At 74.4% G+C, this 23,655-nt stretch carries 21 protein-coding genes; 18 read left to right on the top strand and 3 right to left on the bottom strand.

The genetic code is table 11. The annotated features are described in order from the left end of the window. The first annotated feature begins 7 nt into the window (after positions 1–7). The 5 genes from ACU616_RS25725 (at position 8) to ACU616_RS25705 (ending at position 3,670) form a co-directional block, all read left to right on the top strand. Entirely contained in the window at positions 8–754 is a 747-nt protein-coding gene (locus tag ACU616_RS25725) for a YggS family pyridoxal phosphate-dependent enzyme (protein WP_446761227.1), read from the top strand. Next, the gene (locus ACU616_RS25720) at positions 754–1,704 is read left to right on the top strand and encodes a cell division protein SepF (RefSeq protein WP_446761226.1); all 951 of its coding nucleotides are present in this window, start codon (positions 754–756) and stop codon (positions 1,702–1,704) included. Before ACU616_RS25725 ends, ACU616_RS25720 begins: the two co-directional genes overlap by 1 nt. A gap of 64 nt (positions 1,705–1,768) precedes the next feature. After that, positions 1,769–2,065, top strand: a complete 297-nt coding sequence (locus ACU616_RS25715) for a YggT family protein (protein ID WP_446761225.1) — start codon at positions 1,769–1,771, stop codon at positions 2,063–2,065. A 73-nt stretch (positions 2,066–2,138) separates the two neighbouring features. After that, positions 2,139–2,855, top strand: a complete 717-nt coding sequence (locus tag ACU616_RS25710; RefSeq protein ID WP_446761224.1) for a DivIVA domain-containing protein — start codon at positions 2,139–2,141, stop codon at positions 2,853–2,855. A 104-nt stretch (positions 2,856–2,959) separates the two neighbouring features. Then, positions 2,960–3,670, top strand: coding sequence for a hypothetical protein (locus ACU616_RS25705; protein ID WP_446761223.1), 711 nt, complete (start codon positions 2,960–2,962; stop codon positions 3,668–3,670). Positions 3,671–3,785: 115 nt separating this feature from the next. Here ACU616_RS25705 and ileS read toward each other — a convergent pair whose 3' ends face one another. Further along, positions 3,786–6,965 carry an isoleucine--tRNA ligase gene (gene ileS / locus ACU616_RS25700; protein WP_446761222.1) on the bottom strand — a complete coding sequence of 1,060 codons (3,180 nt, stop codon included), beginning with the start codon at positions 6,963–6,965 and terminating at the stop codon, positions 3,786–3,788. Between the two features lie 87 nt (positions 6,966–7,052). Between ileS and ACU616_RS25695 the strand changes: the two genes are divergently transcribed. After that, a complete protein-coding gene (locus tag ACU616_RS25695) occupies positions 7,053–8,564 on the top strand; it encodes a potassium/proton antiporter (RefSeq protein WP_446761221.1) in 1,512 nt (503 codons plus the stop codon). Between the two features lie 204 nt (positions 8,565–8,768). On the opposite strand, the gene mqo is transcribed toward ACU616_RS25695, so the two are convergent. Continuing rightward, on the bottom strand, positions 8,769–10,262 hold the full coding sequence (gene mqo, locus ACU616_RS25690; RefSeq protein ID WP_446761220.1) for a malate dehydrogenase (quinone): 1,494 nt from the start codon (positions 10,260–10,262) through the stop codon (positions 8,769–8,771). An 81-nt stretch (positions 10,263–10,343) separates the two neighbouring features. Between mqo and lspA the strand changes: the two genes are divergently transcribed. From lspA to ACU616_RS25655, 7 genes are all read left to right on the top strand, one after another. After that, complete coding sequence (gene lspA, locus ACU616_RS25685; protein ID WP_446761219.1) at positions 10,344–11,111, top strand: signal peptidase II; 768 nt, start codon at positions 10,344–10,346, stop codon at positions 11,109–11,111. Between the two features lie 18 nt (positions 11,112–11,129). Next, the gene (locus ACU616_RS25680; protein ID WP_446761218.1) at positions 11,130–12,074 is read left to right on the top strand and encodes an RluA family pseudouridine synthase; all 945 of its coding nucleotides are present in this window, start codon (positions 11,130–11,132) and stop codon (positions 12,072–12,074) included. Positions 12,075–12,108: 34 nt separating this feature from the next. Beyond that, positions 12,109–12,930 (top strand): CPBP family intramembrane glutamic endopeptidase, encoded by an 822-nt coding sequence (locus ACU616_RS25675; RefSeq protein ID WP_446761217.1) that lies wholly within the window; start codon positions 12,109–12,111, stop codon positions 12,928–12,930. Next, entirely contained in the window at positions 12,927–13,409 is a 483-nt protein-coding gene (locus tag ACU616_RS25670) for a GNAT family N-acetyltransferase (RefSeq protein ID WP_446761216.1), read from the top strand. The genes ACU616_RS25675 and ACU616_RS25670 overlap by 4 nt, the downstream gene beginning before the upstream one ends. Positions 13,410–13,563: 154 nt before the next feature. Next, complete coding sequence (dnaE, locus tag ACU616_RS25665) at positions 13,564–17,139, top strand: DNA polymerase III subunit alpha (RefSeq protein WP_446761215.1); 3,576 nt, start codon at positions 13,564–13,566, stop codon at positions 17,137–17,139. A 34-nt stretch (positions 17,140–17,173) separates the two neighbouring features. Continuing rightward, the gene (locus ACU616_RS25660) at positions 17,174–17,788 is read left to right on the top strand and encodes a hypothetical protein (protein WP_446761214.1); all 615 of its coding nucleotides are present in this window, start codon (positions 17,174–17,176) and stop codon (positions 17,786–17,788) included. Between the two features lie 172 nt (positions 17,789–17,960). Beyond that, positions 17,961–18,875, top strand: coding sequence for an IS982 family transposase (locus ACU616_RS25655; RefSeq protein WP_446761213.1), 915 nt, complete (start codon positions 17,961–17,963; stop codon positions 18,873–18,875). Positions 18,876–18,893: 18 nt separating this feature from the next. Here the strand turns inward: ACU616_RS25655 and ACU616_RS25650 are convergent, their stop codons facing one another. Next, positions 18,894–19,742, bottom strand: coding sequence for an LON peptidase substrate-binding domain-containing protein (locus tag ACU616_RS25650; RefSeq protein ID WP_446761212.1), 849 nt, complete (start codon positions 19,740–19,742; stop codon positions 18,894–18,896). Positions 19,743–19,842: 100 nt separating this feature from the next. Between ACU616_RS25650 and hisD the strand changes: the two genes are divergently transcribed. The 5 genes from hisD to ACU616_RS25625 are packed head-to-tail and all read left to right on the top strand — an operon-like array spanning position 19,843 to position 23,655. Further along, positions 19,843–21,147 (top strand): histidinol dehydrogenase, encoded by a 1,305-nt coding sequence (gene hisD / locus ACU616_RS25645; protein WP_446761211.1) that lies wholly within the window; start codon positions 19,843–19,845, stop codon positions 21,145–21,147. Next, entirely contained in the window at positions 21,144–22,280 is a 1,137-nt protein-coding gene (locus ACU616_RS25640) for a histidinol-phosphate transaminase (RefSeq protein WP_446761210.1), read from the top strand. Before hisD ends, ACU616_RS25640 begins: the two co-directional genes overlap by 4 nt. 5 nt (positions 22,281–22,285) lie before the next feature. Next, positions 22,286–22,882 carry an imidazoleglycerol-phosphate dehydratase HisB gene (gene hisB, locus ACU616_RS25635; RefSeq protein ID WP_446761209.1) on the top strand — a complete coding sequence of 199 codons (597 nt, stop codon included), beginning with the start codon at positions 22,286–22,288 and terminating at the stop codon, positions 22,880–22,882. Positions 22,883–22,909: 27 nt separating this feature from the next. Further along, complete coding sequence (locus ACU616_RS25630; RefSeq protein WP_446761208.1) at positions 22,910–23,086, top strand: hypothetical protein; 177 nt, start codon at positions 22,910–22,912, stop codon at positions 23,084–23,086. Then, positions 23,083–23,655 carry a nucleotidyltransferase family protein gene (locus ACU616_RS25625; protein WP_446761207.1) on the top strand — a complete coding sequence of 191 codons (573 nt, stop codon included), beginning with the start codon at positions 23,083–23,085 and terminating at the stop codon, positions 23,653–23,655. Before ACU616_RS25630 ends, ACU616_RS25625 begins: the two co-directional genes overlap by 4 nt.

Raw genomic sequence — 23,655 nt, 5'->3', positions numbered from 1 at the left:
TCGCGGGGTGACCTCCCCGGCCGACCGGCTCCGCGCCGTCCGGAACCGCATCGCCGCGGCCGCGCGGGCCGCCGGGCGCGACCCGTCGTCGGTCGCGCTGCTGGCGGTGAGCAAGACCTGGCCGGCCGACGACGTCCGCGCCCTGGCCGCGCTCGGGCAGACGGCGTTTGGGGAGAACCGCGCCCAGGAGCTCATCACCAAGGCGGCCGCGCTCGCCGACCTGCCCCTCGAGTGGCACTTCGTCGGCCAGCTGCAGCGCAACAAGGCCGCCGCCGTCGCCCGCACCGGCGCCGTCGTCCACTCCGTCGACCGGCTGCCGCTGGCGCGGGCGCTGTCCCGGACGGGGGAGGAGGCCGGCCGCCCGGTCGACGTCTTCCTCCAGGTCGACCTCGGCGGCGCGGCGGGGGAGCTGGCCGAGCGGGGCGGCGCCGCGCCCGCCGACGTCCCCGGCCTCGCCGACGACGTCGCCGTGCTCCCCGGGGTGCGGCTGCGCGGGCTCATGGCGGTCGCGCCGCGCGGAGAGGAACCCGCGCCCGCCTTCGCGCGCCTCGCCGCACTCTCCCAGCGGCTGCGTGCCGACCACCCCGAGGCAGCGGACCTGTCGGCCGGCATGAGCGGCGACCTCGAGGAGGCGATCGCGGCCGGCGCCACGCTCGTGCGTGTCGGAACCGCGCTCTTCGGCTCCCGGCCTCTAGCCTCGCCCCGAGTCACACCAGTCACAGGAGCCCCACCGGGGGCACCGGAGGAGGTCTGATGGCCGGGGCCATGCGGAAGATGGGCATCTACCTCGGGCTCGTCGAGGACGACGACGCGCGCGCCTACGGGCGCTACGACGCCCGTCAGGCCGACCCGGCCGGGCACTACGAGGCCGACCGGTACGACGCGGACCGCTTCGACGGTGACCGGTACGACGGCGACCGGTACGACGAACGGCGCTCCGACCGCTACGAGGGCCGGTACGAGGGGCGCTACGAGGACCGCTACGCCTCCGAGCCGCACGGCTCCTTCGACTCCTACGGCGGCGAGTACGACCGCTACGACGACCGGCGCGACGACCGGCGCTACGACGACGAGCGCGCCGACCCGGTGCGCGGCGGCGAGCGCGGCACCGGGCGCGGCATCGAGCTCGCGCCCGACCCCGAGCCGGTCGCGCTGCGCCGCGGCGGGGCCACCCGCCTGGGCCTGGCCCAGCCACCCGCCTCCGGCGCCGGCACCGCGGGCACCTCCGCCCCGGTGGCCGCCGGACCCTCCCGGCTGGGCGCCGTCGGCGGCGGCCTGGGCGGGGGCGTCGCCGGCGGTCTCGGCGGGGGTGTTGCCGGGGGTGTCGGTGGTGGCGCCGGTGTCGCGAGCGCCGCGGCCGCGGGCCTGGCCGCCCGCGAGCAGGTCGCCGTCGCGCCGGAGCCGGCGCCCGCCCCGGTGCGGGAGCCCTACCGGATCACCACGCTGCACCCCAAGACGTACAACGAGGCCCGCGCCATCGGCGAGGCGTTCCGGGACGGCAGCCCGGTCATCATGAACCTCACCGAGCTCGACCACGCCGACGCGCGACGGCTCGTCGACTTCGCTGCAGGCCTCATCTTCGGCCTGCGCGGTAGCATCGAGCCGGTCACGGCCAAGGTGTTCCTGCTCAGTCCGCAGGACGTCGACGTGACGGCCGAGGACAAGGCCAAGATCCGCGAGGGCGGGTTCTTCGACCAGTCCTGAGGTCGTCCGGCCGGGGCAGACAGGCTGGCACGGCACCGCGGGTGCCCCGGGACGAGCGAGGACAGTGACTCTCTTCTGGCAGATCGTGTCATCGATCCTGCTCGTCTTCCTCATCCTGTTGTTCGCGCGCTTCGTCGTGGACTGGGTGATGGTGCTGGCGCGCAGCTGGCGCCCGTCCGGGCTGGTGGCCGCAGGTCTCGAGGTCGTCTACGCGACGACCGACCCGCCGCTCAAGGCGATCCGGAAGGTGATCCCACCGTTGAACCTGGGGTCCATCAGGCTGGACCTCGCGTTTATGGTGCTCCTGATCGCCGTCTACATCCTCCGGGGCATCACCCGGTCGCTGGCCATCGCCGCGTGACCCACGGTCCGCACGAGGGACCGAGCGCTGCCCCGACCGACCCCCACCCGCCGTCCCACCCGAGGTGAGCCCCTTGCCACTCACGCCAGCCGACGTGCACAACGTCGTCTTCAAGAAGCCGCCGATCGGGAAGCGTGGCTATGACGAGGACGAGGTCGACGCGTTCCTCGACGTGGTGGAGGCCGAGCTCGCCCGGCTGATCGAGGAGAACAACGAGCTGCGCGCGGGCTCGAGCACCGGCCGGGTCACCGCCCAGCCCGTCGCCGCCGAGCCGGCCCCGGCGCCCGCGCCGCCGCCGCAGCCCGCCATCCGCGAGGACGACACCACCCGTGCCTCGCGCATGCTGGCGCTGGCGTCGGAGACCGCCGACCGCTACGTCAACGAGGCCAAGGCCCAGGCCGACCAGATGGTCGCCTCGGCCAAGACCAACAGCGATCGGATGCTCACCGAGGCGCGCGCGAAGAGCGAGCAGCTGGTCAGCGAGGCGAAGATGCGCGCCGACTCGATGATCAACGACGCCCGTACCCGCGCCGACGCGATGGAGCGCGAGGCCCGTGCCAAGGCCGCGGCCCTCGACCAGGACGCCGAGCGCCGGCACCGCGAGGTGATGGGCCCCCTGGAGGAGAAGCGCGCCGGCCTCGAGCGCAAGATCGAGGAGCTGCGGACCTTCGAGCGCGAGTACCGCACCCGCTTCCGCTCCTACCTCGAGTCGCACCTGCGCGACCTCGACAGCCGCGGCTCCGCCGAGCCGTCGTCGGCCAGCCGGCAGAACCAGCACGCCCCGGCCTGACCTCCCCGATCGGCGTCGCAGGGCCCCCGGACACCTCGTCCGGGGGCCCTGCTGCGTCCCGGCAGCGCGCGCCCGGCCGCCGGGGCCGCGGTTAGAGTCGCCGCGTGGTCGTGGTCGCCGGTCTCCTCGTGCTCGCGGGCCTCGCCCTCTTCGTCACCGGGATCCTGACCGACGTCACCGCCTGGTACTGGGCCTGCGTGGGTGTGTGCGGCATCGCCGCGGTGCTGCTGGTCATCGCCCGTCTCCGGACGACGGACCACGACCGGACACCCGTCCCCTCCGACCTGCCGCGCGAGCACGGCCCGACGACGACCGGCCCGACGACCGGTGCGACGAGGGCCGGTGTGACGGAGGCCGGCCCGACCGGGTGGCAGGACGCGGCGCCACCGGCAGGGGTCCCGGAGGCGACGGCGCCGGGCGCGGAGCCACCGGCCCGCAGCCGGCACGGCCGGCACGAGGCCCCCGACGAGGACGGGCCGACGGCGGCTCCGCCGGTCCGGGGGCCGGGCACCGCGCCGTCCCCCGCAGCGGCCGCGGCGCCGGTACCGGCCCACGACCCCGCTGCTGACCCGGCCGAGGAGGACGTGGAGGTCACCGACCTGCTGCTGGTGGTCGACCTGGCCGACGAGGTCCTCGTCGTCGACGAGCACCCGCGCTACCACCTCGCCGACTGCCGCTGGCTGGCCGGCCGCGCGACCGTCCGGCTGCCGGTGGGCGAGGCACGCAGCGACGGGTTCACCCCCTGTGCGGTGTGTGGTCCCGACCGGCACCTCGCCGCGGTGGAGCGCGCCCGCCGGGCCGCCCGCAGGGGCTGACCCGCCCGTCGCGATGATCAGGTGACCTGATCGTGCAGCGTCCTACCCGACGGTGGGACGTGAGGGAGGACGCGCTGGGACCAGGTCACCTGATCATCGCGCGGGGCTGCCGTGATCAGGCGCGGGTGATCGTGAAGCGCAGGCCGCCGGGCCCCTCGAACACCGCGCCGTCCTCGGCCCTGTCCTCCTCCACCGTGGTCTCCCGCACCGTGGTCTCCCGCACCGTGGTCGCCAGCACCTCGCGGGCCAGCTGGTCGGCGTTCTCCTGCAGCGCCGTCCGCATCGGCTCCTCCGCGGCCCACGACAGGCCGATCCGGTCGCTGACCTCCAGGCCGCTGCTCTTGCGCGCCTCCTGCACCAGCCGCACCGCCTCGCGGAACAGCCCGGCCCGCTCCAGCTCCGGCGTGAGCTCCAGGTCCAGGGCCACGGTCAGGCCGCCGCCGCTGGCCACGGTCCACCCCTCGCGCGGGGTCTCGGTGACCACCAGGTCGCCGTCCTCGAGGGGCACCGTGGCGCCGTCGACCTCCACCGACGCCGTCCCGGCGCGGTAGGCCGCGACCAGCGCGGGCGCGTCGGCCGCGGCGACGGCCCCCGCCACTGCCTGCACCTGCCCGCCCAGCCGCCGGCCGACGGCGCGGAAGTCGACCTTGACGCTGACGTCGACCAGGTCGCCGCCCACCGCCGAGAGGTCGGCCAGCTCGGCGACGTTGAGCTCGTCGGCCACCTCGGCCACCAGGTCGCGGGGCAGCGCGGCGAACCCGGGCGCGGCGACGACGGCGCGCCCCAGCGGCTGCCGGGTGCGCACCCTCGCCGACGTCCGCGCCGAGCGGCCCAGCTCGACCAGCCGGCGGACCAGGTCGACCTGCGCCACCAGCTGCGGGTCGCGGGCGGCCTCGTCGACGGCGGGCCAGGACGCCAGGTGCACCGAGTCGGGCGCGTCGGCCAGCCCCGGCGCGACCACCGTCGTCCAGACCTCGTCGGTGACGAACGGGACGAAGGGGGCCATGAGCCGGGTCAGCCCGTCGAGCACCTCGTGCAGCGTGCCCAGCGCCGCCGGGTCGCCGTCCCAGAAGCGGCGCCGGGAGCGGCGCACGTACCAGTTGGACAGGTCGTCGACGAACTGCGCGAGCAGCCGCCCGGCGCCCTGGGTGTCGAAGGCCTCCAGCGCGTCGGTGACGCCCTCGGTCACCGCGGCCAGCTGCGCCAGCGCCCAGCGGTCCAGCAGCGGCCGCTCGGCGCGCGGCGGCGGCGGCGTCGCGGCGGGGTCCCAGTCGTTGGTGGCGGCGTAGAGGGTGAGGAAGCTGGCGGTGTTCCAGTAGGTCAGCAGGACCTTGCGGACCACCTCCGACAGCGTCTCGTGCCCCACCCGGCGCGCCGACCACGGCGAGCCGCCGGCGAGCATGAACCAGCGGACGGCGTCGGCGCCGTGCCGGTCCATGAGCGGGATGGGCTCGAGGATGTTGCCCAGGTGCTTGCTCATCTTGCGGCCGTCCTCGGCGAGGATGTGGCCCAGACACAGCACGTTCTCGTAGGAGCTCCTGCCGAACACCAGCGTGCCGACGGCCATGAGCGTGTAGAACCAGCCGCGGGTCTGGTCGATCGCCTCGCAGATGAACTGCGCGGGATAGGCGGCCTCGAACTGCTCCCGGTTGCGGTGCGGGGCGCCCCACTGGGCGAAGGGCATCGAGCCCGAGTCGTACCAGGCGTCGATCACCGGCCGCACCCGCCGGTAGGTGCCCTCCTCCCCGGGGCGGGTGAAGGTCACCTCGTCGATGAAGGGCCGGTGCGGGTCGAGGTCGGACAGGTCGCGGCCGGTCAGCTCCGAGAGCTCGGCCAGCGAGCCGACCGCCACCATCCGGGACGGGTCGGCGTCGTTGCGCCAGATGGGCAGCGGGGTGCCCCAGTACCGGTCACGGGACAGCGCCCAGTCGACGTTGTTGTTCAGCCAGTCGCCGTAGCGGCCCCACTGGATGGTCTCGGGGTGCCAGTGGGTCTTCTCGTTCTCGGCGAGCAGCTGGTCCTTGACCGCGCTGGTGCGGATGTACCAGGACGGCTGCGCGTAGTACATGAGCGGCGTGTGGCAGCGCCAGCAGTGCGGGTAGCTGTGCTCGTAGCGCTGCTCGCGCCACAGGACGCCGCGCTGCTGCAGGTCGACGACGAGGGCGTCGTCGGCGGCCTTGAAGAAGTGCCCACCCACCAGCGGGACCTCGGGCAGGAAGTGGCCGGAGGCGTCGATCGGGTTGACCACCGGCAGGCCGTAGGAGCGGCAGACGGCGAGGTCGTCGGCGCCGAAGGCGGGGGACTGGTGCACCAGCCCGGTGCCGTCGTCGGTGGTGACGTAGTCGGCCAGGACGACGAAGTGGGCGTCCTCCCCCTCGGGGAAGTCGACCAGCTCGAACGGGCGCCGGTAGTGCACCCGCTCCCAGTCGCTGCCGGGGGTGCGGGCCAGCACCTCGACGTCGTCGAGGTCGCCGAAGACGGCGCCCAGCAGCGGCTCGGCGACGACCAGGGTGTCCGCCCCGCGCCTCGCCACCACGTAGGTCACGTCGGGGTTGACCGCGACGGCGGTGTTGCTGGGCAGCGTCCACGGCGTCGTCGTCCAGACCAGCAGGTCGGCCGTCCCCGCCCACGGCCCGTCGGTGACCGGCAGCCGGACGTACACCGAGGGGTCGGTGATCGACTCGTAGCCCTGGGCGACCTCGTGGTCGGACAGCCCGGTGCCGCAGCGCGGGCAGTAGGGGGCGACGCGGTGGTCCTCGACGAGCAGGCCCTCGTCGAAGACCTGCTTGAGCGACCACCAGACGCTCTCGATGTAGTGCGGGTCCATCGTCCAGTAGGCGGTGGACATGTCGACCCAGTAGCCCATGCGGCGGGTGAGGTCGCTGAAGGCGTCGACGTGCCGCATGACCGACTCACGGCAGCGGGCGTTGAACTCCGCGATGCCGTAGCGCTCGATGTCGGGCTTGCCGGCGAACCCGAGCTCCTGCTCGACGGCGATCTCCACCGGCAGGCCGTGGCAGTCCCAGCCGGCGCGGCGGGGCACGTGCCAGCCCTGCATCGTCTTGAAGCGCGGGAAGACGTCCTTGAAGGCGCGCGCCTCGATGTGGTGGGTCCCGGGGCGGCCGTTGGCGGTGGGCGGACCCTCGTAGAACACCCACTGCGGCCGGCCCTCGGTCGCGGCCAGGGACCGGGCGAACACGCCGCGGTCCTCCCAGCGCCGCAGCACGTCCTGCTCGATCGCGGGCAGGTCGACCTGGGGCGGCAGCGCACGGAAGGGAGAGCTCACGCACGCCATTGTCCCCGAGGCGTCGAGCGCCTCCGGGCGCCGGGGCGAGGGCCCGGCGACGGGGGTACGGGAGGATGCGCCCATGGGCGCGGCGCGGTGAACACCACGGTCACCGTCGCCCTCGCGGTCGGGGCGCTCGTCGTCCTGGTCTCGGCCGTCGCGTTGCGGCTGGCCGACCGGCTGGGCCTGCCCAGCCTGCTGCTCTACCTGGCCCTGGGCGTCGCGCTGGGGGAGAGCGGAGCGGGCATCGAGTTCGAGGACGTCGCGCTCACCCAGACCCTCGGGGTCGCCGCGCTGGTCGTCATCCTCGCCGAGGGCGGCCTGACCACCCGCTGGAACGACGTCCGCCGGGCGATCGGCCCCGGACTGGCGCTGTCGACGATCGGCGTCGTGGTGAGCGTGGTGACGACGGCGGCCGTCGGGGTGTGGCTGCTGGACCTGGCCTGGCCCCTCGCGCTGCTGCTCGGGGCCGTCGTCAGCTCGACCGACGCGGCCGCGGTGTTCGCCTCGCTGCGCCGGCTGCCGCTGCCGCGCCGGATGGCCGCCGCCCTGGAGGCCGAGAGCGGCCTCAACGACGCGCCGGTGATCCTGCTGGTCGTCGCCCTGTCCGACACCCTCACCGGCGAGAGGACCCACGCCTGGTGGGTGACCGCGCTCGAGGTGGTCGCCGAACTCGCCGGCGGGGCGGTCATCGGCGTCGCGCTGGGCGCCGGCGGGGCGTGGCTGCTGCGCCGCTCGGCGCTGCCGCTGTCGGGCTTCTACCCGCTGGCCACCCTGGCGCTGTGCGTGCTCGCCTTCGCCTCGGCGTCGCTGGCGCACACGTCGGGCTTCGTCGCGGTCTACCTGTGCGGGCTCGTCCTGGGGAACGCGGCACTGCCGCACCGGGCGGCGTCCATCGGTTTCGCCGAGGGGATGGCGTCGCTGGCCCAGATCGGGTTGTTCGTGCTGCTGGGACTGCTGGTCTCGCCGGGCCGGCTGCCCGAGGCGATCGGTCCGGCGCTGCTGGTCGGCGGAGCGCTGCTGCTGGTGGCGCGGCCGCTGTCGGTGGCCGCCAGCCTGGTGTGGTTCCGCATGCCGTGGGCGCAGCAGGTGTTCATCTCGTGGGCCGGGCTGCGCGGCGCGGTGCCGATCGTGCTGGCCACCTTCCCGCTCACCGCCGACGTGCCCGACGCCGCCCTGGTCTTCGACACCGTGTTCGTGCTGGTCGTCGTCTTCACCCTGATCCAGGGCTGGTCGCTGCCCTGGGTGGCCCGGCGGCTGGGCATCGCGACGCCGCTGACCCCGCGCGACGTCGAGGTGGAGTCCGCGCCGCTGGAGGAGCTCGACGCCGAGCTGATGCAGATGCGGGTGCCCGCGGGTTCCCGGCTGCACGGCGTCTACCTGCCCGAGCTGCGGCTGCCCGAGGACGCCGCGGTGGTGCTCATCGTCCGCGACGGCCGCTCGTTCGTCCCCGACCACACCACCCGGCTGATGCGCGGCGACCAGGCGCTGCTGGTGTCGGCCCGCCGCTCCCGGCCCGAGGCCGAGCGGCGGCTCCGGGCGGTCAGCCGCGCCGGCCGGCTGGCCACCTGGCGCGGCGAGCAGGGCACCGCCACCGAGGTCGACTGAGGAAGGACCCCCTCGCCCCCCACCGCTCGCGAGCTCGCGGCGGGGCCCTGCGAGGGGGCCGTGGCGACGACCCGTGAGCAGCCCTTCCGGCGGCACGCCGACGGCGCGCCCCGAGCAGGAGGGCCGTGGCGACGACACGGCAGTGGCCCCCTCCGGCGGGGCGGAGGGGGCCACTGGCGTGCGGTCGTCCGGGGTGCCCCGGCGTCAGCCGTTGAGCTCGAGGGTCTGCATCGTCTCCTCGCGGACGGCGGCCAGCAGGGCCGGGTCGGCGGAGAGGTCGCGGCCGTAGGAGGGGATGGCCTCCTCCAGCGCGCTCCGGCGGGCGGCGACCCGGTCGGGGAAGCAGCGCTCGACGAGCGTGAGCATCGCCGACACGGCGGTCGAGGCACCCGGGGAGGCGCCGAGCAGCCCCGCGATGGAACCGTCGGAGCCGACGACGAGCTCGGTGCCGAACTGCAGCACGCCCCTGCCGGTCGTCGGGTCCTGCTTGATGACCTGCACCCGCTGACCGGCGGCGATCATCTCCCAGTCGGCCTGCTCGGCGCGGGGCACGAACGCGGTCAGCGTGCGGTGCCGGGCGCCGCGCGACTGGAGCAGCTCGGTGACCAGGTACCTCGTCAGGGCCAGCTCGGTGCGGGCGACGCCGAGCATCGAGCCGAGGTTGTTCGGCTTGACGCTGAGGGGCAGGTCGAAGATCGAGCCGGCCTTGAGGAACTTCGGCGAGAAGCCGGCGTAGGGGCCGAACAGCAGCGAGTACTCGCCGTCGACCAGGCGCAGGTCCAGGTGCGGCACCGACATCGGCGGGGCGCCCACGGCGGCCTGGCCGTAGACCTTGGCCTGGTGCTGGGCGACCAGCTCGGGGGAGCGGGTGCGGAGGAACAGGCCGCTGACCGGGAAGCCGCCGAAGCCGCGGATCTCGGGGATCGCGGCCCGCTGCAGCAGCGGCAGCGCCCCGCCGCCGGCGCCGACGAAGACGAAGCGGGTGCGCACCGAGCGCTCCTCGCCGGTCCGCCGGTCGGTGACGGTGACCCGCCAGCGGCCGTCGTCGAGCCGCTCGAGGCCGGTGACCCGCTGGGAGGTGTGCACCTGCACACCGCGGGCCTCGCCCTGGGCGAGCAGCAGCCGGGTGAGCGTGCCGAAGTTGACGTCGGTTCCGGCGACCGAGCGGGTCGCGGCGACGGCCTGGGCGGGGTCGCGGCCGTCCATCACCAGGGGTACCCAGCCGGCGAGCTCGCCCGGGTCGTCGGTGTACTCCAGGCCGGCGAACAGCGGCTCCGCCGACAGCGCGGCGTGCCGGTTGCGCATGTAGGTGCGCCCGTCCTGACCGGTGACGAAGCTGACGTGCGGCACCGGGGTGATGAAGTCCTTGGGCGAGCCGGTCAGGCCGGTGCGCACCAGGTGCGACCAGAACTGGCGCGAGACCTGGAACTGCTCGTTGATCGTGCGGGCCTTGGTCGTGTCCACCCGGCCGTCGGGCCCGGCGGGGGTGTAGTTGAGCTCGCAGAGCGCGGCGTGGCCGGTGCCGGCGTTGTTCCACGCGTCCGAGCTCTCCCCGGCGACGTCGGCCGCGGACTCGAAGACGGTGACGCTCCACTCGGGGGCGAGGACACCGAGCAGCGACGCCAGGGTCGCGCTCATGATGCCGCCGCCGACGAGCACCACGTCGGGGTCGGTGGCTGAACCGATGTCGGTGGACACGACTGCCTTCCTGCCGTGGAGGTGTTCTCCTCCTGACAATCGGCCGACCGGGCGGTGAACACGCACTCCGAGCGGTGTGAGATGCCCCCGTTCCGGTATGACCTTCCTCACCCGCCACTCGAGTGGCGGGGACGGCGGCCCTCTGGCAGGTGCGTCACGGGGGAGGATGGCCGGTCGCGGCTATCGTCGGGGCGAGCCCGCACCAGCCCCGATCGCCAGGAGTCCGCGCTGACCGACCAGCCCGAGCAGGCCCGCGCCGCGACGCCGGGGGACGCGCCTCCCGGGGACGAGGCGCCGGCCCGCCGTCCCCGCACCCGGCTGCTGCTCCTGCTCGCCGCGCTGGTGTTCCTCGCCGACCTGGGCACCAAGCTGCTCGTCGTCGCCACGATCGACCGCGGCGAGGACGTCCGCGTGCTCGGCGGGCTGCTGTACCTGACCCACGCCCGCAACACCGGCGCGGCGTTCTCCTTCGCCGAGGGCTTCACCGTGGTCTTCACCCTGATCGCCGTGGCCGTCGCGGTGGTGATCGTGCGGACGGCGCGGCGGCTGGCCTCGCTGGGCTGGGCGGTGTCGCTGGGACTGGTGCTCGGCGGTGCCCTGGGCAACCTGGCCGACCGGGTGTTCCGCGAGCCGGGGTTCCTGCGCGGCGGTGTCGTCGACTTCCTCTCCGTCTTCGCGCCCGACGGCGAGGTCTACCCGATCTTCAACCTGGCCGACTCGGCGATCGTGTGCGGCGGCCTGCTCGGCGCGGTCCTCGCGCTGCGCGGCATCGAGTTCGACGGCAGCCGCGGCCGCGACCGTGACGCGGACGGCCACGGGGACGGCAGTGGCGCCGTCTCCCGCGGCTGACCGCGGCCACCTGGGACGATGGCGGGCGTGACCTCTCCCGGCCTGCACCGCGCACTGCCGGTGCCCGACGGCCTGGAGGGCCAGCGGGTCGACCAGGCGCTGACCCGGCTGTTCGGGCTGTCGCGGGCGGTGGCCGCCGAGCTGGCCGACGCCGACAAGGTGTGGGTCGACGGCCGGGCCCGCGGCAAGGGCGACCGGCTCTCCGGCGGCAGCTGGCTGGAGGTCGAGCTGCCGCCGCCGCCCGGCGAGCCGCCCGCGCCCGAGCCGGTGCCGGGCCTGACGGTCGTCCACGACGACGACGACGTCGTGGTCGTCGACAAGCCGGTGGGCGTCGCCGCCCACCCCAGCCCCGGCTGGGACGGCCCGACCGTCGTCGGCGGGCTGGCCGCGGCCGGCTACCGCGTCGCCACCTCCGGCGCTCCCGAGCGGCAGGGGGTGGTGCACCGGCTGGACGCGGCGACGACGGGGCTGATGGTCGTGGCCAAGAGCGAGCGGGCCTACAGCGTGCTCAAGGCGGCGTTCAAGGAGCGGACGGTCGACAAGGGCTACCACGCGCTCGTGCAGGGCCACCCCGACCCGTCCCGCGGCACCATCGACGCACCGATCGACCGGCACCCCCGGCACGACTGGAGGTTCGCCGTGGTCAGCGGTGGGCGGCCGTCGGTGACGCACTACGAGGTCCTCGAGGCCTTCCCCGCGGCCAGCCTGGTCGACATCCACCTGGAGACCGGGCGCACCCACCAGATCCGCGTGCACTTCTCGGCGATGCGCCACCCCTGCGTCGGCGACACGACCTACGGCGCGGACCCGACGCTGGCCGCGCGGCTCGGCGTCGACCGCCAGTGGCTGCACGCGGTCCGGCTCGGCTTCGCCCACCCGGCCGACGGGCGCTGGGTGGAGTTCACCAGCGCCTACCCGCCCGACCTCGCCGGCGCCCTGGCGATCCTGCGCGCCGAGTCCTGAGGCCGTGCTCCCCTAGACCGTGCTGCCGTAGACCGTGACCGAGCTGCCCGCCTCCCTCGCCGCCTTCGGGCCGGCGACGCTCTCGGTCGTCGTCGTGGCCGTCTACCTCGTGCTGGGCGAGCCCGTCGTCGGGCACGTGCTGCACCGCCGGTTCGAGGGCCGGCTGCGCGCCGACCCGCAGGCCCGGCGCTCGTTCTACCGGCGGCTGCTGGTGCTCGAGTGGGGGCTGGCGGTGCTCGCCGCCGTGCTGTGGCTGGCCTCGCCCGGCGTGGACGCCGCCGCCGTCGGGCTGGCCTGGCCCTCCGGCTGGCCCGGCCCGGTCACGGGGACGGCGGCCGTGCTGGTGCTGGTGCTCTCGCTGGTCTCGGTGCGGGCCCTGCGCGGCGGTGCGCTGGCGGGGGCGGCGGCGCCCCGCCGGCCGGGGTCCGCCGCGCCGGCCCACGGGCGGCACGCCGAGCCCGAGGGGCACGCCACGCTGGCGCTGCTGCCCCGCACGCCCGCGGAGCGCCGGCTGTTCAGCGTCGTCGGCGTGACCGCCGGCGTGTGCGAGGAGTGGCTCTACCGGGGGTTCTTCCTCGCCGTGGTGGCCGCGGTCGGCGGGGGCCTGCCGGTGCCGGTTCTCGTGCTCGCCGGGGCGGTCGCCTTCGGCCTGGCCCACGCCTACCAGGGCCTGCACGGCGTCGTGCTCACCGGTGTCCTCGGCGGGGTGTTCGCGGCGCTGTACCTCGACACCGGGTCGCTGCTGCTGCCGGTGCTGCTGCACGCCGCGGTGGACCTGCGGTTCCTCCTCGTGCCGGCGTCGGCGCTGCCCGAGGTGCTCCCCGCCCCGCGGCCGGCCGGGGGAGCGGCCGCGTGACCCGTCCCGCCGCGCGGGTGGCCACCGCCGCCGACTGGCCGGAGGTCGTGGCGCTGCGCACCCGCGTCTTCGTCGAGGAGCAGGGCGTGCCGCCGGAGGTCGAGCAGGACGCCGCCGACGCCACCGCCGTCCACGCGGTCGGCCGGGACGACCGGGGGCGGGTGGTCGCCACGGGGCGGCTGCTCGAGCGCGGCGGGCGGGCGGTGATCGGCCGGATGGCGGTCGAGGCGGACGCCCGGGGAGGCGGCCACGGGGCCGCGGTGCTGGCCGAGCTGCACCGGCAGGCGGTGCTGCGCGGGCTGACCGAGGTCGAGCTGCACGCGCAGGTGACCGCCCGCGGCTTCTACGAGCGGGCCGGCTACACCGCCGTGGGCGGTGAGTACACCGAGGCCGGCATCCGGCACGTCACCATGCGGCGCCGGCTGGAACGACCCGTGTCCCGGCCCGCCGAGACACGTCCTGTCAGACCCTCGGCGTAGACACTCGCCAGTGCGAGGATCGCAAGGGCCGGCCCGGGCCCGCGTCGGTTCCTCGCACCGAGGAGCACCGCACCGCCCCGGTCTTCCCCGCCGGTCGCCCGCCGGAGCACCCACCGGCCGGGCCAGCACGACCTGTGAGGAGCGCCGCACCGCCGTGAGCAGTCCGACCCGAGGCTCAGGGACCGACTCGTTCGTGCACCTGCACGTGCACACCGAGTACTCGATGCTCGACGGGGCGGCCAAGCTGCCCGAGGTCACGAAGGCCGCCGCCGAGTACGGCATGCCGGCCCTGGCGATGACCGACCACGGCAACGTCTTCGGCGCCTACGACTTCTACAAGCAGGCCAACGCCGCCGGCGTGAAGCCGATCATCGGCATGGAGGGCTACTACACGCCCGGCTCGCGCTTCGACCGCGCGCCCTTCGACTTCGGCGACAACCTCATCGACGAGGACGGCGAGGGCGGCTCCTCGCGCGGCAAGGCGGCCTACACGCACATGACGCTGCTGGCGCGCACCACCGAGGGGATGCACAACCTCTTCCGCATCTCCTCCATGGCCAGCCTCGAGGGCCAGTACCGCAAGCCGCGCTTCGACCGCGACCTGCTCGAGCGCCACGGCACGGGGCTGATCGCCACCACCGGCTGCCCGTCGGGTGAGGTCAACATGTGGCTGCGCGCGGGCAAGGTCGACCGCGCCCGCCAGGCCGCCGCGGACTTCCAGGACATCTTCGGGAAGGAGAACTTCTACGCCGAGCTGATGGACCACGGCCTGTCCATCGAGCAGAGGACCCGCCCGGCGCTGATGGAGATCGCCAAGGACCTCGGCATCCCGCTGCTGGCCACCAACGACCTGCACTACACGCACCGCGACGACGCCGAGGCCCACGACGCCCTGCTGTGCATCCAGACCGGGTCGCGGCTGAACGAGACCAACCGCTTCAAGTTCAACGGCGACGGCTACTACCTCAAGAGCGCCGCGGAGATGCGCGCGCTGTTCACCGGTGACCTGGCCGCGGCCTGCGACAACACGCTGCTGGTCGCCGAGCAGTGCGAGGTCAGCTTCACCGAGGGCGCCGACCTCATGCCGCGCTTCCCGCTCCCGCCGGGGGAGGACGAGACCTCCTGGTTCGTCAAGGAGGTCGAGCGCGGCCTGCACAAGCGGTACCCGAACGGCATCCCCGCCCACGTGCGCAAGCAGGCCGACTACGAGGTCGGGATCATCACCCAGATGGGCTTCCCGGGGTACTTCCTCGTGGTCGCCGACTTCATCAACTGGGCCAAGGACAACGGCATCCGCGTGGGTCCCGGCCGCGGCTCGGCGGCGGGCTCGCTGGCCGCCTACGCGATGGGCATCACCGACCTCGACCCGCTGGCGCACGGGCTGATCTTCGAGCGGTTCCTCAACCCCGAGCGCGTCTCCATGCCCGACGTCGACATCGACTTCGACGACCGCCGCCGCGGCGAGGTCATCCAGTACGTCTCGCAGAAGTACGGCGAGGAGCGGGTCAGCCAGATCGTCACCTACGGCACCATCAAGGCCAAGGCCGCGATCAAGGACGCCGCCCGCGTGCTCGACCGCCCCTACTCGGTGGGCGACGAGCTGACCAAGCTGATGCCCCCGGACGTGATGGGCAAGGGCATCCCGCTGTCGGGGGTGTTCGACCCCGCCCACCCCCGCTACAAGGAGGCCGCGGAGTTCCGTGCCCGCTACGAGTCCGACCCCGGCGCGGCCGAGGTCGTCGACCAGGCGCGCAAGCTCGAGGGCCTCAAGCGGCAGTGGGGCGTGCACGCCGCCGGGGTCATCATCGGCCGCTACCCGTTGATCGACTCGATCCCGATCATGCGGCGCGAGGCCGACGGCGCGATCATCACGCAGTTCGACTACCCGACCTGCGAGACGCTCGGCCTGCTGAAGATGGACTTCCTGGGCCTGCGCAACCTCACCGTCATCGACGACGCGCTGCGCAACATCGTCGCGAACGGCAAGGACCCGATCGACCTCGACGAGATCAGCAAGGACCTCACCGACCCGGCCACCTACGCGCTGCTGGCCCGCGGTGACACCCTCGGCGTCTTCCAGTTCGACGGCGGGCCGATGCGCTCCCTGCTGCGGCTGATGCGCCCGGACAACTTCGAGGACATCTCCGCCGTCGGCGCGCTCTACCGGCCCGGCCCGATGGGCGCGAACTCGCACACCAACTACGCGCTGCGCAAGAACGGCCAGCAGGAGATCACGCCGATCCACCCCGAGCTGGCCGAGCCGCTCGAGGAGATCCTCGGCACGACCTACGGCCTGATCGTCTACCAGGAGCAGGTCATGGCGATCGCGCAGAAGGTCGCCGGGTACTCCCTCGGCAAGGCCGACCTGCTGCGCCGCGCGATGGGCAAGAAGAAGAAGTCGGTCCTCGACGCGGAGTTCGTCGGCTTCGAGGCGGGCATGAAGGAGCGCGGCTACTCCGCCGCGGCGGTCAAGACGCTGTGGGACATCCTCGTCCCCTTCGCCGACTACGCGTTCAACAAGGCCCACTCGGCCGCCTACGGCCTGGTGTCCTACTGGACCGCCTACCTCAAGGCCAACTACCCGGCCGAGTACATGGCCGGCCTGCTCACCAGCGTCGGCGACGACAAGGACCGCCGCCCGATCTACCTGGCCGAGTGCCGGCGGATGGGCATCAAGGTGCTCCCGCCGGACGTCAACGAGTCGGCCTGGGACTTCACCGCCGTCGGCACCGACATCCGCTTCGGCCTGGCCTCGGTCCGCAACGTCGGGCACAACGTCGTCGACTCGATCCGCCGGGCCCGCGAGGAGAAGGGGGCCTTCAAGGACTTCGCCGACTTCATGCGCAAGATCGACACGGTCGCGTGCAACAAGAAGGTCATCGAGTCCCTGGCCAAGGCCGGGGCGTTCGACTCCCTAGGCCACTCGCGGCAGGGCATCGTCGCGGTGCACGCCCAGGCCGTCGACTCCGCGATGGCGCTCAAGCGCAAGGAGGCCGAGGGCCAGTTCGACCTGTTCGGCAGCTTCGGCGAGGGCGGGGGAGGGGACGACCCGTTCGGCGGGGCGCTGGACGTCGTCGTCCCGACGGCGGACTGGTCGAAGTCCGAGCGGCTGGTGTTCGAGCGCGACATGCTCGGCCTCTACGTCTCCGACCACCCGCTGCACGGCGTCGAGCACGTGCTCGCGGCGAACGCCGACACCCCGATCGCCGAGATCAACGCCGGCGGGGTGGAGGACGGCGCGAACGTGACGATCGCCGGCATCCTCACGGCGGTCTCCCCGCGCACGAACAAGCAGGGCGCGCCCTGGGCCATCGCCACGCTGGAGGACCTCGAGTCCGGCATCGAGGTGCTCTTCTTCCCGAAGACGTGGGCGGAGGTGTCGGAGAAGATCGTCCGCGACCAGATCGTCGCGGTGAAGGGGCGGATCAGCCGGCGCGACGACCAGCCCTCGCTGTTCGGCTCCGAGGTGACCATCCCCGAGCTCAGCGAGGGCCCCCGCGGGCCGGTGCTGGTGTCGATGGCGGCCGCCCGGTGCACCCCGCCGGTGGTGGAGCGGCTGCGCGAGGTCCTCGGCAGCCACCCCGGGACCACCGAGGTGCAGCTGAAGCTGATCAACGGCGGCCGGGAGACGGTGCTGCGCCTGGACCAGGGGCTGCGGGTGCGCCCGAGCACCGCGCTGATGGGCGACATCAAGGCGCTGCTGGGCCCCACCAGCGTCGCCCTGCTCTGAGCGCGCGGCCGACCGGACGGGTTCACTGGGCGTCGTGAGCAGCTCCTCCCCGGTCCCCGGCAGCCCGGCGGCGCCCGGGCGCCCGGTCGTCCCCGGCGCTCCGGTCGTGCCCGCGGTCGCCGCGGCGGTCCGCCCGGCCGGCTGGCGGGCGCTGCCCGAGCTGCGGTCGGACCTGCGCGGTGCCGTCGTCTGGGCCGGCCTGCTCGGCCTGTCCGGCCTGGCGGTGGGCCTGGTGTGGGTCTGGCTCGCCCCGCGCGCGCGGTTCGAGGTGGTCGACGGCGGCGCGGTCCCCCTGGGCCGCCCGTCGGCCGAGCTGCTGGTCGCCGACGACGCCGTCCTCGTGCTCCTGCTCGCCGGTCTCGGCCTGCTCGCCGGGGCCGGGGCATGGGCGGTGCGCCGGCGCCGGGGCGTGACGTGGATGGTCGCCACCGCGCTCGGCACCGGCGTCGCCGGTGTGCTGGCCTGGCAGCTGGGCGAGGCGCTGGCGCCCGGGCCCACCGCCGCGCAGCTCCGCGACGTCGGCGCGCGGGTGACCACCGGGCTGGAGCTGTCCTCACCCCCGGCGCTGGCCGTGGGCCCCTTCGTCGCGCTGCTGGTCTACGTCGTCGTGGCGCTCTTCGCCGCCTCGGACGACCTCGGCCGCGGGTGACGTGCGGGCACGGCCCCTCCGCAGAGCCCGGCCGCGAGCCTGCGAACGGTGGGGCAGGGGGTCCTCCGACTAGATGACTGATTCCAAGGGGTTCGGGCTGAAACCGGTGTGATCACGGGCGAGGGTGTTCAGGCTTGGCGTTGCTAACCCAACGTCGAGCCGGGAGGCCCTCGTGGACGCCGACCTGGACACCCTCGCCACGGCACTGTATGCCCGCACCGATGACCTGCTGAAGGCCGCGCCGCAGCGGCTCCCGTGGCGCCCGGCGGTGGGCATCGCTCCCCGGCTCAGCGATGCCGAGCTGGTGACCCTGGCGGTGTTGCAGGCGCTGCTGGGGTTCACCAGCGAGGCCCGCTGGCTGCGGTTCGCCGGCCAGCAGCTGCGCCCGCTGTTTCCCTACCTGCCGCACCAGCCCGGCTACAACAAGCGGCTGCGCCGCCTCGCCGGCACCGTGATCTGGCTGATCCGGGCCCTGGCGACCGACACCAGCCTGTGGGCCGATGACGTGTGGGTCATCGACTCCACGCCGATCGAATGCGCCCGCTCCCGGGAAGCGGTCCGCCGCTCGGAGCTGGCCGGCTGGGCCGAGTACGGCTACTGCGCCAGCCACACCCGCTACTTCTGGGGGCTGCGGCTGCACCTGATCGCCACCCTGCACGGACTGCCGGTCGCCTTCGCCCTCTCCGGCGCCACAGCCGACGAACGCCAGGTGCTGCTCGACCTGCTCGGCGCCGACCCCGCCCTCGTCTCGAGCCATCCCGGACAGATCCTCATCACCGACAAGCACGACTACGGCCGCCGCTTCGAAGCCGAGCTGGCCGACGCCGGGCTGAGGCTGCTGCGCCGCCCCCGCCGCGGAGAACCCGACCGGCCCGGCGCATCGGTGTTCAAACCGCTGCGCCAGACCATCGAGTCGGTCTTCGACACCCTCAAAGGCCAGCTCGACCTCGAACTGCACGGCGGCCACACCCCAGCCGGCGTCCTGATCCGGGTGCTGCAGCGCCTGCTGGCCCTGACCGCGGTCATCTGGCACAACGACCACACCGGCCAATCCGTCCGCAGATCGCTACTCGCCTACGACCACTGACCCCTTGGAATCAGTCATCTAGTTCAGGGCGAGCGGCCCGGCGAAGTGGTGCAGCGGTGCGGGCACCGCGCCGACGGCCTCCAGCAGCGTCAGCTCGCGGCGCAGCAGCCGGGTCTCGGCCACCAGCCGGCGCCGGGTCGCCGACTCGGCCAGCAGCGCCTGCCGGTCCTCGGTGGTGAGCAGCGCGGCCGAGGCCACGAGCCAGGACAGGGCGCGCGGGTCGTCGGCCACCGCCCGCAGCAGCCCGGCGGCGCCGGTCGGGTCCTCGCCGTCCCCGGCCAGCTCGGCCGCCGCCTCGCTCGCCTCGTCCTGCGCCAGGCCGGCCTGCAGCCCGGCGACGGCGGTGACGTAGCGGGAGAACAGGTTGCCGACCCCGCGCTGCAGCACGCCGAGCGAGCCGCTGGCCACCTCCTCCACCAGCCCCTCGTCCAGGCCCGACCCGCCGGCCGCGGGGGAGCCCAGGACCTGCTCCTGGTCCCCGGCGGCCTCCTCGGCGGCCTCCTCCTCGCTCAGCCAGTCGACCTCGGCGCGCAGGTAGGGCGGGTCCTCGCCGACGACGACGTCGAGCAGCCGGAAGCGGTCCCCGCCGACGGTGACGACCTGGAACCCGCCGTCGGGCTGGGGCCGCACCGTCTGCAGCACCGCGCTGCAGCCGACGTCGTAGAGCGCCTCGGCCGGGGCTACCCGCTCGACCTCCCAGCCCTGGCGGATCGCGACCACGCCGAAGAAGCGCCGGCCGCTGCCCTCCGGCAGGGCCTGCAGGTCGCGCACCAGCGCCCGGTAGCGGGGCTCGAACACGTGCAGCGGCAGGACGATCCCGGGGAACAGCGGCGACCCGAGCGGGAACAGCGGGATGAGGTCGCCCACGTCGGCGAGCCTACGGGCGGGCGCTGGCGGCAGCCCGCTCCGCCGTCCCGACTACCCTCGGAGACCGCCGCCCCACGCCCGTGACCCCCGGAGGCTCCCCGTGCTCGCCCGCATCGACCTGCGCGGTTCCGCGCTGCCCGGGGTCCGCGACCTGGCCGGCCTGCTGCCCCGCGCCGCCACCGACATCGACTCGGTCCTCGCCACCGTCCGCCCGCTGTGCGAGGACGTCCGCATCCGCGGCGCCCAGGCGGTCCGGGAGATCACCGCCCGCCTCGACGGCGTCGACGCCGAGGACTTCACCGTCCCCCCCGCGGCGCTGCAGGCCGCCCTCGACGGCCTGGACCCGGCCGTGCGCGCCGCCCTGGAGGAGTCGATCGCCCGGGTGCGCCGGGTGCACGCCGACCAGGCCCGCACCGACGTCACCACGCAGGTCGTCCGCGGCGGCACGGTCACCGAGCGCTGGCTGCCGGTGCGCCGCGTGGGTCTCTACGTGCCCGGCGGGCTGGCGCCGCTGCTGTCGAGCGTGGTCATGAACGTCGTCCCGGCGCAGATCGCCGGGGTCGAGTCGATCGCGGTCGCCTCCCCGCCGCAGCGGGACAACGGCGGCCTGCCCGACCCCGGCGTCCTGGCCGCGTGCGCGCTGCTCGGCGTTCGCGAGGTGCACGCGGTCGGCGGGGCGCAGGCCATCGCCGTCTTCGGCTACGGCGCGGGCTCCTGCGAGCCGGTCGACCTGGTCACCGGTCCCGGCAACGTCTACGTCACCGCGGCCAAGCGGCTGCTGCGCGGCCTGATCGGCATCGACTCCGAGGCCGGCCCCACCGAGGTCGCGATCCTCGCCGACGACACCGCCGACCCGGTGCACGTCGCCGCCGACCTGATCAGCCAGGCCGAACACGACCCGCTGGCCGGCGCGGTCCTGGTGACCACGAGTGAGGCGCTGGCCGACGCCGTCGTCGACCTCGTGCCCGCCCAGGTCGCGGCCACCAAGCACTCCGACCGGATCACCAGGGCGCTCGACGGCAGCCAGTCGGGCGTCGTCCTGGTCGACGACCTCGACGCCGGCCTCGCGGTGGTCGACGCCTACGCCGCCGAGCACCTGGAGATCCAGACCCGCGACGCGCGCGCGGTGGCCATGCGGGTGCGCAACGCCGGCGCGGTGTTCGTCGGCGCGTGGTCGCCGGTGTCGCTGGGTGACTACATCGCCGGGTCCAACCACGTGCTGCCCACCGGCGGCTGCGCGCGGCACTCCAGCGGGTTGAGCGTGCAGACGTTCCTGCGCGGCATCCACGTCGTCGAGTACGACGAGCAGGCGCTGGCCGAGGTGGCCGAGCACGTCGACGCCCTGGCCCACGCCGAGGACCTGCCCGCGCACGCGGCCGCCGTCCGGGCCCGGCAGACGCCGTGACGACCACCCCCGGGACGTCGATCGACGAGCTCCCACTGCGGCCGGAGCTGCGCGGCCGCACGCCCTACGGCGCCCCGCAGCTGCAGGTGCGCCACCGGCTCAACACCAACGAGAACCCGCACCCGCTGCCCGCCGAGCTGCTGGCCACCCTCGGCGAGGCGCTCGGCCACGCGGCGGTGGAGCTCAACCGCTACCCCGACCGCGACGCGACCGCGCTGCGCGCCGACCTGGCCGCCTACCTCTCCCGCGGCGGGGAGCGCATCGAGCCGGCGCAGGTGTGGGCGGCCAACGGCAGCAACGAGGTGCTCCAGCAGCTGCTGCAGGCCTTCGGCGGCGCCGGGCGGACGGCGCTGGGCTTCACCCCGTCCTACTCGATGCACCCGATCCTCTCCGCGGGCACCGGCACCCCATGGGTCGACGGGCACCGGCGCGAGGACTTCACGATCGACGCCGCGCAGGCGGTCGCCCAGGTGCGCGAGGTCCGCCCGGACGTCGTCTTCGTGACCAGCCCGAACAACCCCACCGGCACCGCGGTGGCGCTGGAGACGATCGAGCAGCTCCACGACGCCAGCTCGTACGGCCACGGGCGCGCCGGCATGGTCGTGGTGGACGAGGCCTACGCGGAGTTCGCCCGCGCCGGCACGCCGTCGGCGCTGACCCTGCTGCCCGGCCGGCCCCGGCTGGTCGTGAGCCGCACGATGAGCAAGGCCTTCGGCATGGCGGGGCTGCGGCTGGGCTACCTGGCCGCCGATCCCGCCGTCGTCGAGGCGGTGCAGCTGGTCCGGCTGCCCTACCACCTGTCCTCCCTCACCCAGGCCGCCGCGCGGGCCGCGCTGGCGCACACCGACGCGCTGCTGGCCAGCGTCGATGCGGTCAAGGACCAGCGCGACCGGATCGTCGCGGCGCTGCCGGGGATGGGCCTGACCAGCGTGCCCAGCGACGCGAACTTCGTGCTCTTCGGCCGGTTCGCCGACTCCTCCGCCGCGTGGCGGGCGCTGCTGGAGAACGACGTCCTCGTCCGCGACAACGGCCTGCCCGGCTGGCTGCGGGTCACCGCCGGCACGCCCGCGGAGACCGACGCGTTCCTCACCGCCCTCGCCGCGATCGCCCCCGACCACCGCCTGGGAGACTGAGACCCATGAGCCGTACTGCACGCGTCGAGCGGGCGACCAGCGAGACCAAGCTCGTCGTCGAGGTCGACCTCGACGGCACCGGGAAGAGCTCGATCAGCACCGGTGTCGGCTTCTACGACCACATGCTCACCGCGCTGTCGAAGCACAGCGGCATCGACCTCACCGTGCAGGCCGACGGTGACCTGCACATCGACGCGCACCACACCGTCGAGGACGTCGCCATCGCGCTCGGCCAGGCCTTCGCCGAGGCGCTCGGGGACAAGCGCGGCATCACCCGCTACGGCGACGCCACGATCCCCATGGACGAGGTGCTCGTGCAGGCCGCCGTCGACCTCTCGGGCCGGCCGTACCTCGTGCACGCCGAGCCCGAGACGATGACGCCGACGATCGGGCCGGACTACCCCACGTCGCTGACCAGGCACGTGCTCGAGTCCTTCGCGTTCAACGCGCGGATCACCCTGCACGTGCGGGTGCTCGACGCCGGCCGTGACGCCCACCACATCGTCGAGGGCCAGTTCAAGGCGCTGGCCCGCGCGCTGCGCACCGCTGTCGCGATCGACCCGCGGGTCGCCGACGTCCCGTCCACCAAGGGCGCGCTGTAGCTCCGTGGCCTCCCTCCGGTTCCTCGCATGAGCTTCGGCGCCGTCCTCGTCGTCGTCGGCGGTTTCCTGCTGGGCGGGGCGTGGAGCATTTGGAAGGCCGACCACGACACCAAGGGCCGCACCGGCCCGCAGATCGCCTTCGCCGCCATCCTGCTGGTGGCGGCGCTGCTGGCGACGGCGTCGGGGATCCTGCGCCTGGTGTGAGCGAGGACCGCTTCCTCGAACTGGTCCTCGCCGACCCGACCGTGGCCGCGGTGCTGGACCGGGCGCCGTCCCTCGGCGTCGGCGACTGGTGGCTCACCGCCGGCGTGCTGTTCCAGACCGTGTGGAACGCCCTCACCGGGCGCCCTCCCGGCACCGGGATCCGCGACGCCGACCTCTTCTACTGGGACGACGACCCCTCCTGGGACGCCGAGGACGCCGTCATCCGCCGCGGCGCGGAGCTGTTCGCCGGCCTGCCGGTGCCGGTCGAGATCCGCAACCAGGCGCGGGTGCACCTCTGGTACGCCGGCCACTTCGGCACGACCGCGCCCGCGCCGTTCCGCGACTGCCGGGACGCGGTCGACGCCTTCGCCGCGGTCTGCTGCGCGGTCGCCGTGACGGTCGGCGACGACGGCCCGCGGCTGTACGCGCCGTACGGCCTCGACGACCTGGTCGGCCTGGTCGTGCGCCCCAACCCGCGCAGCCCCGCGCCGCGCGCGGTCCACGAGGCCAAGGCCGCCCGCTGGCAGGCGGTGTGGCCCGAGCTGACCGTCCTGCCCTGGGCCCGCTGA

It is taken from the genome of Geodermatophilus sp. URMC 62 (assembly GCF_052931475.1).
This window is presented reverse-complemented; position numbering and strand designations above follow the sequence as displayed.

Excerpts from the sequence above, each read along its gene's own strand:
- ACU616_RS25680 (WP_446761218.1), top strand. The coding sequence starts at position 11,130 with ATGGCGGGCGTGACCTCTCCCGGCCTGCACCGCGCACTGCCGGTGCCC.
- ACU616_RS25720 (WP_446761226.1), top strand. The coding sequence starts at position 754 with ATGGCCGGGGCCATGCGGAAGATGGGCATCTACCTCGGGCTCGTCGAG.
- lspA (WP_446761219.1), top strand. The coding sequence starts at position 10,344 with ATGCCCCCGTTCCGGTATGACCTTCCTCACCCGCCACTCGAGTGGCGG.
- hisB (WP_446761209.1), top strand. The coding sequence starts at position 22,286 with ATGAGCCGTACTGCACGCGTCGAGCGGGCGACCAGCGAGACCAAGCTC.
- ACU616_RS25630 (WP_446761208.1), top strand. The coding sequence starts at position 22,910 with ATGAGCTTCGGCGCCGTCCTCGTCGTCGTCGGCGGTTTCCTGCTGGGC.
- ileS (WP_446761222.1), bottom strand. The coding sequence starts at position 6,965 with ATGGCGTGCGTGAGCTCTCCCTTCCGTGCGCTGCCGCCCCAGGTCGAC.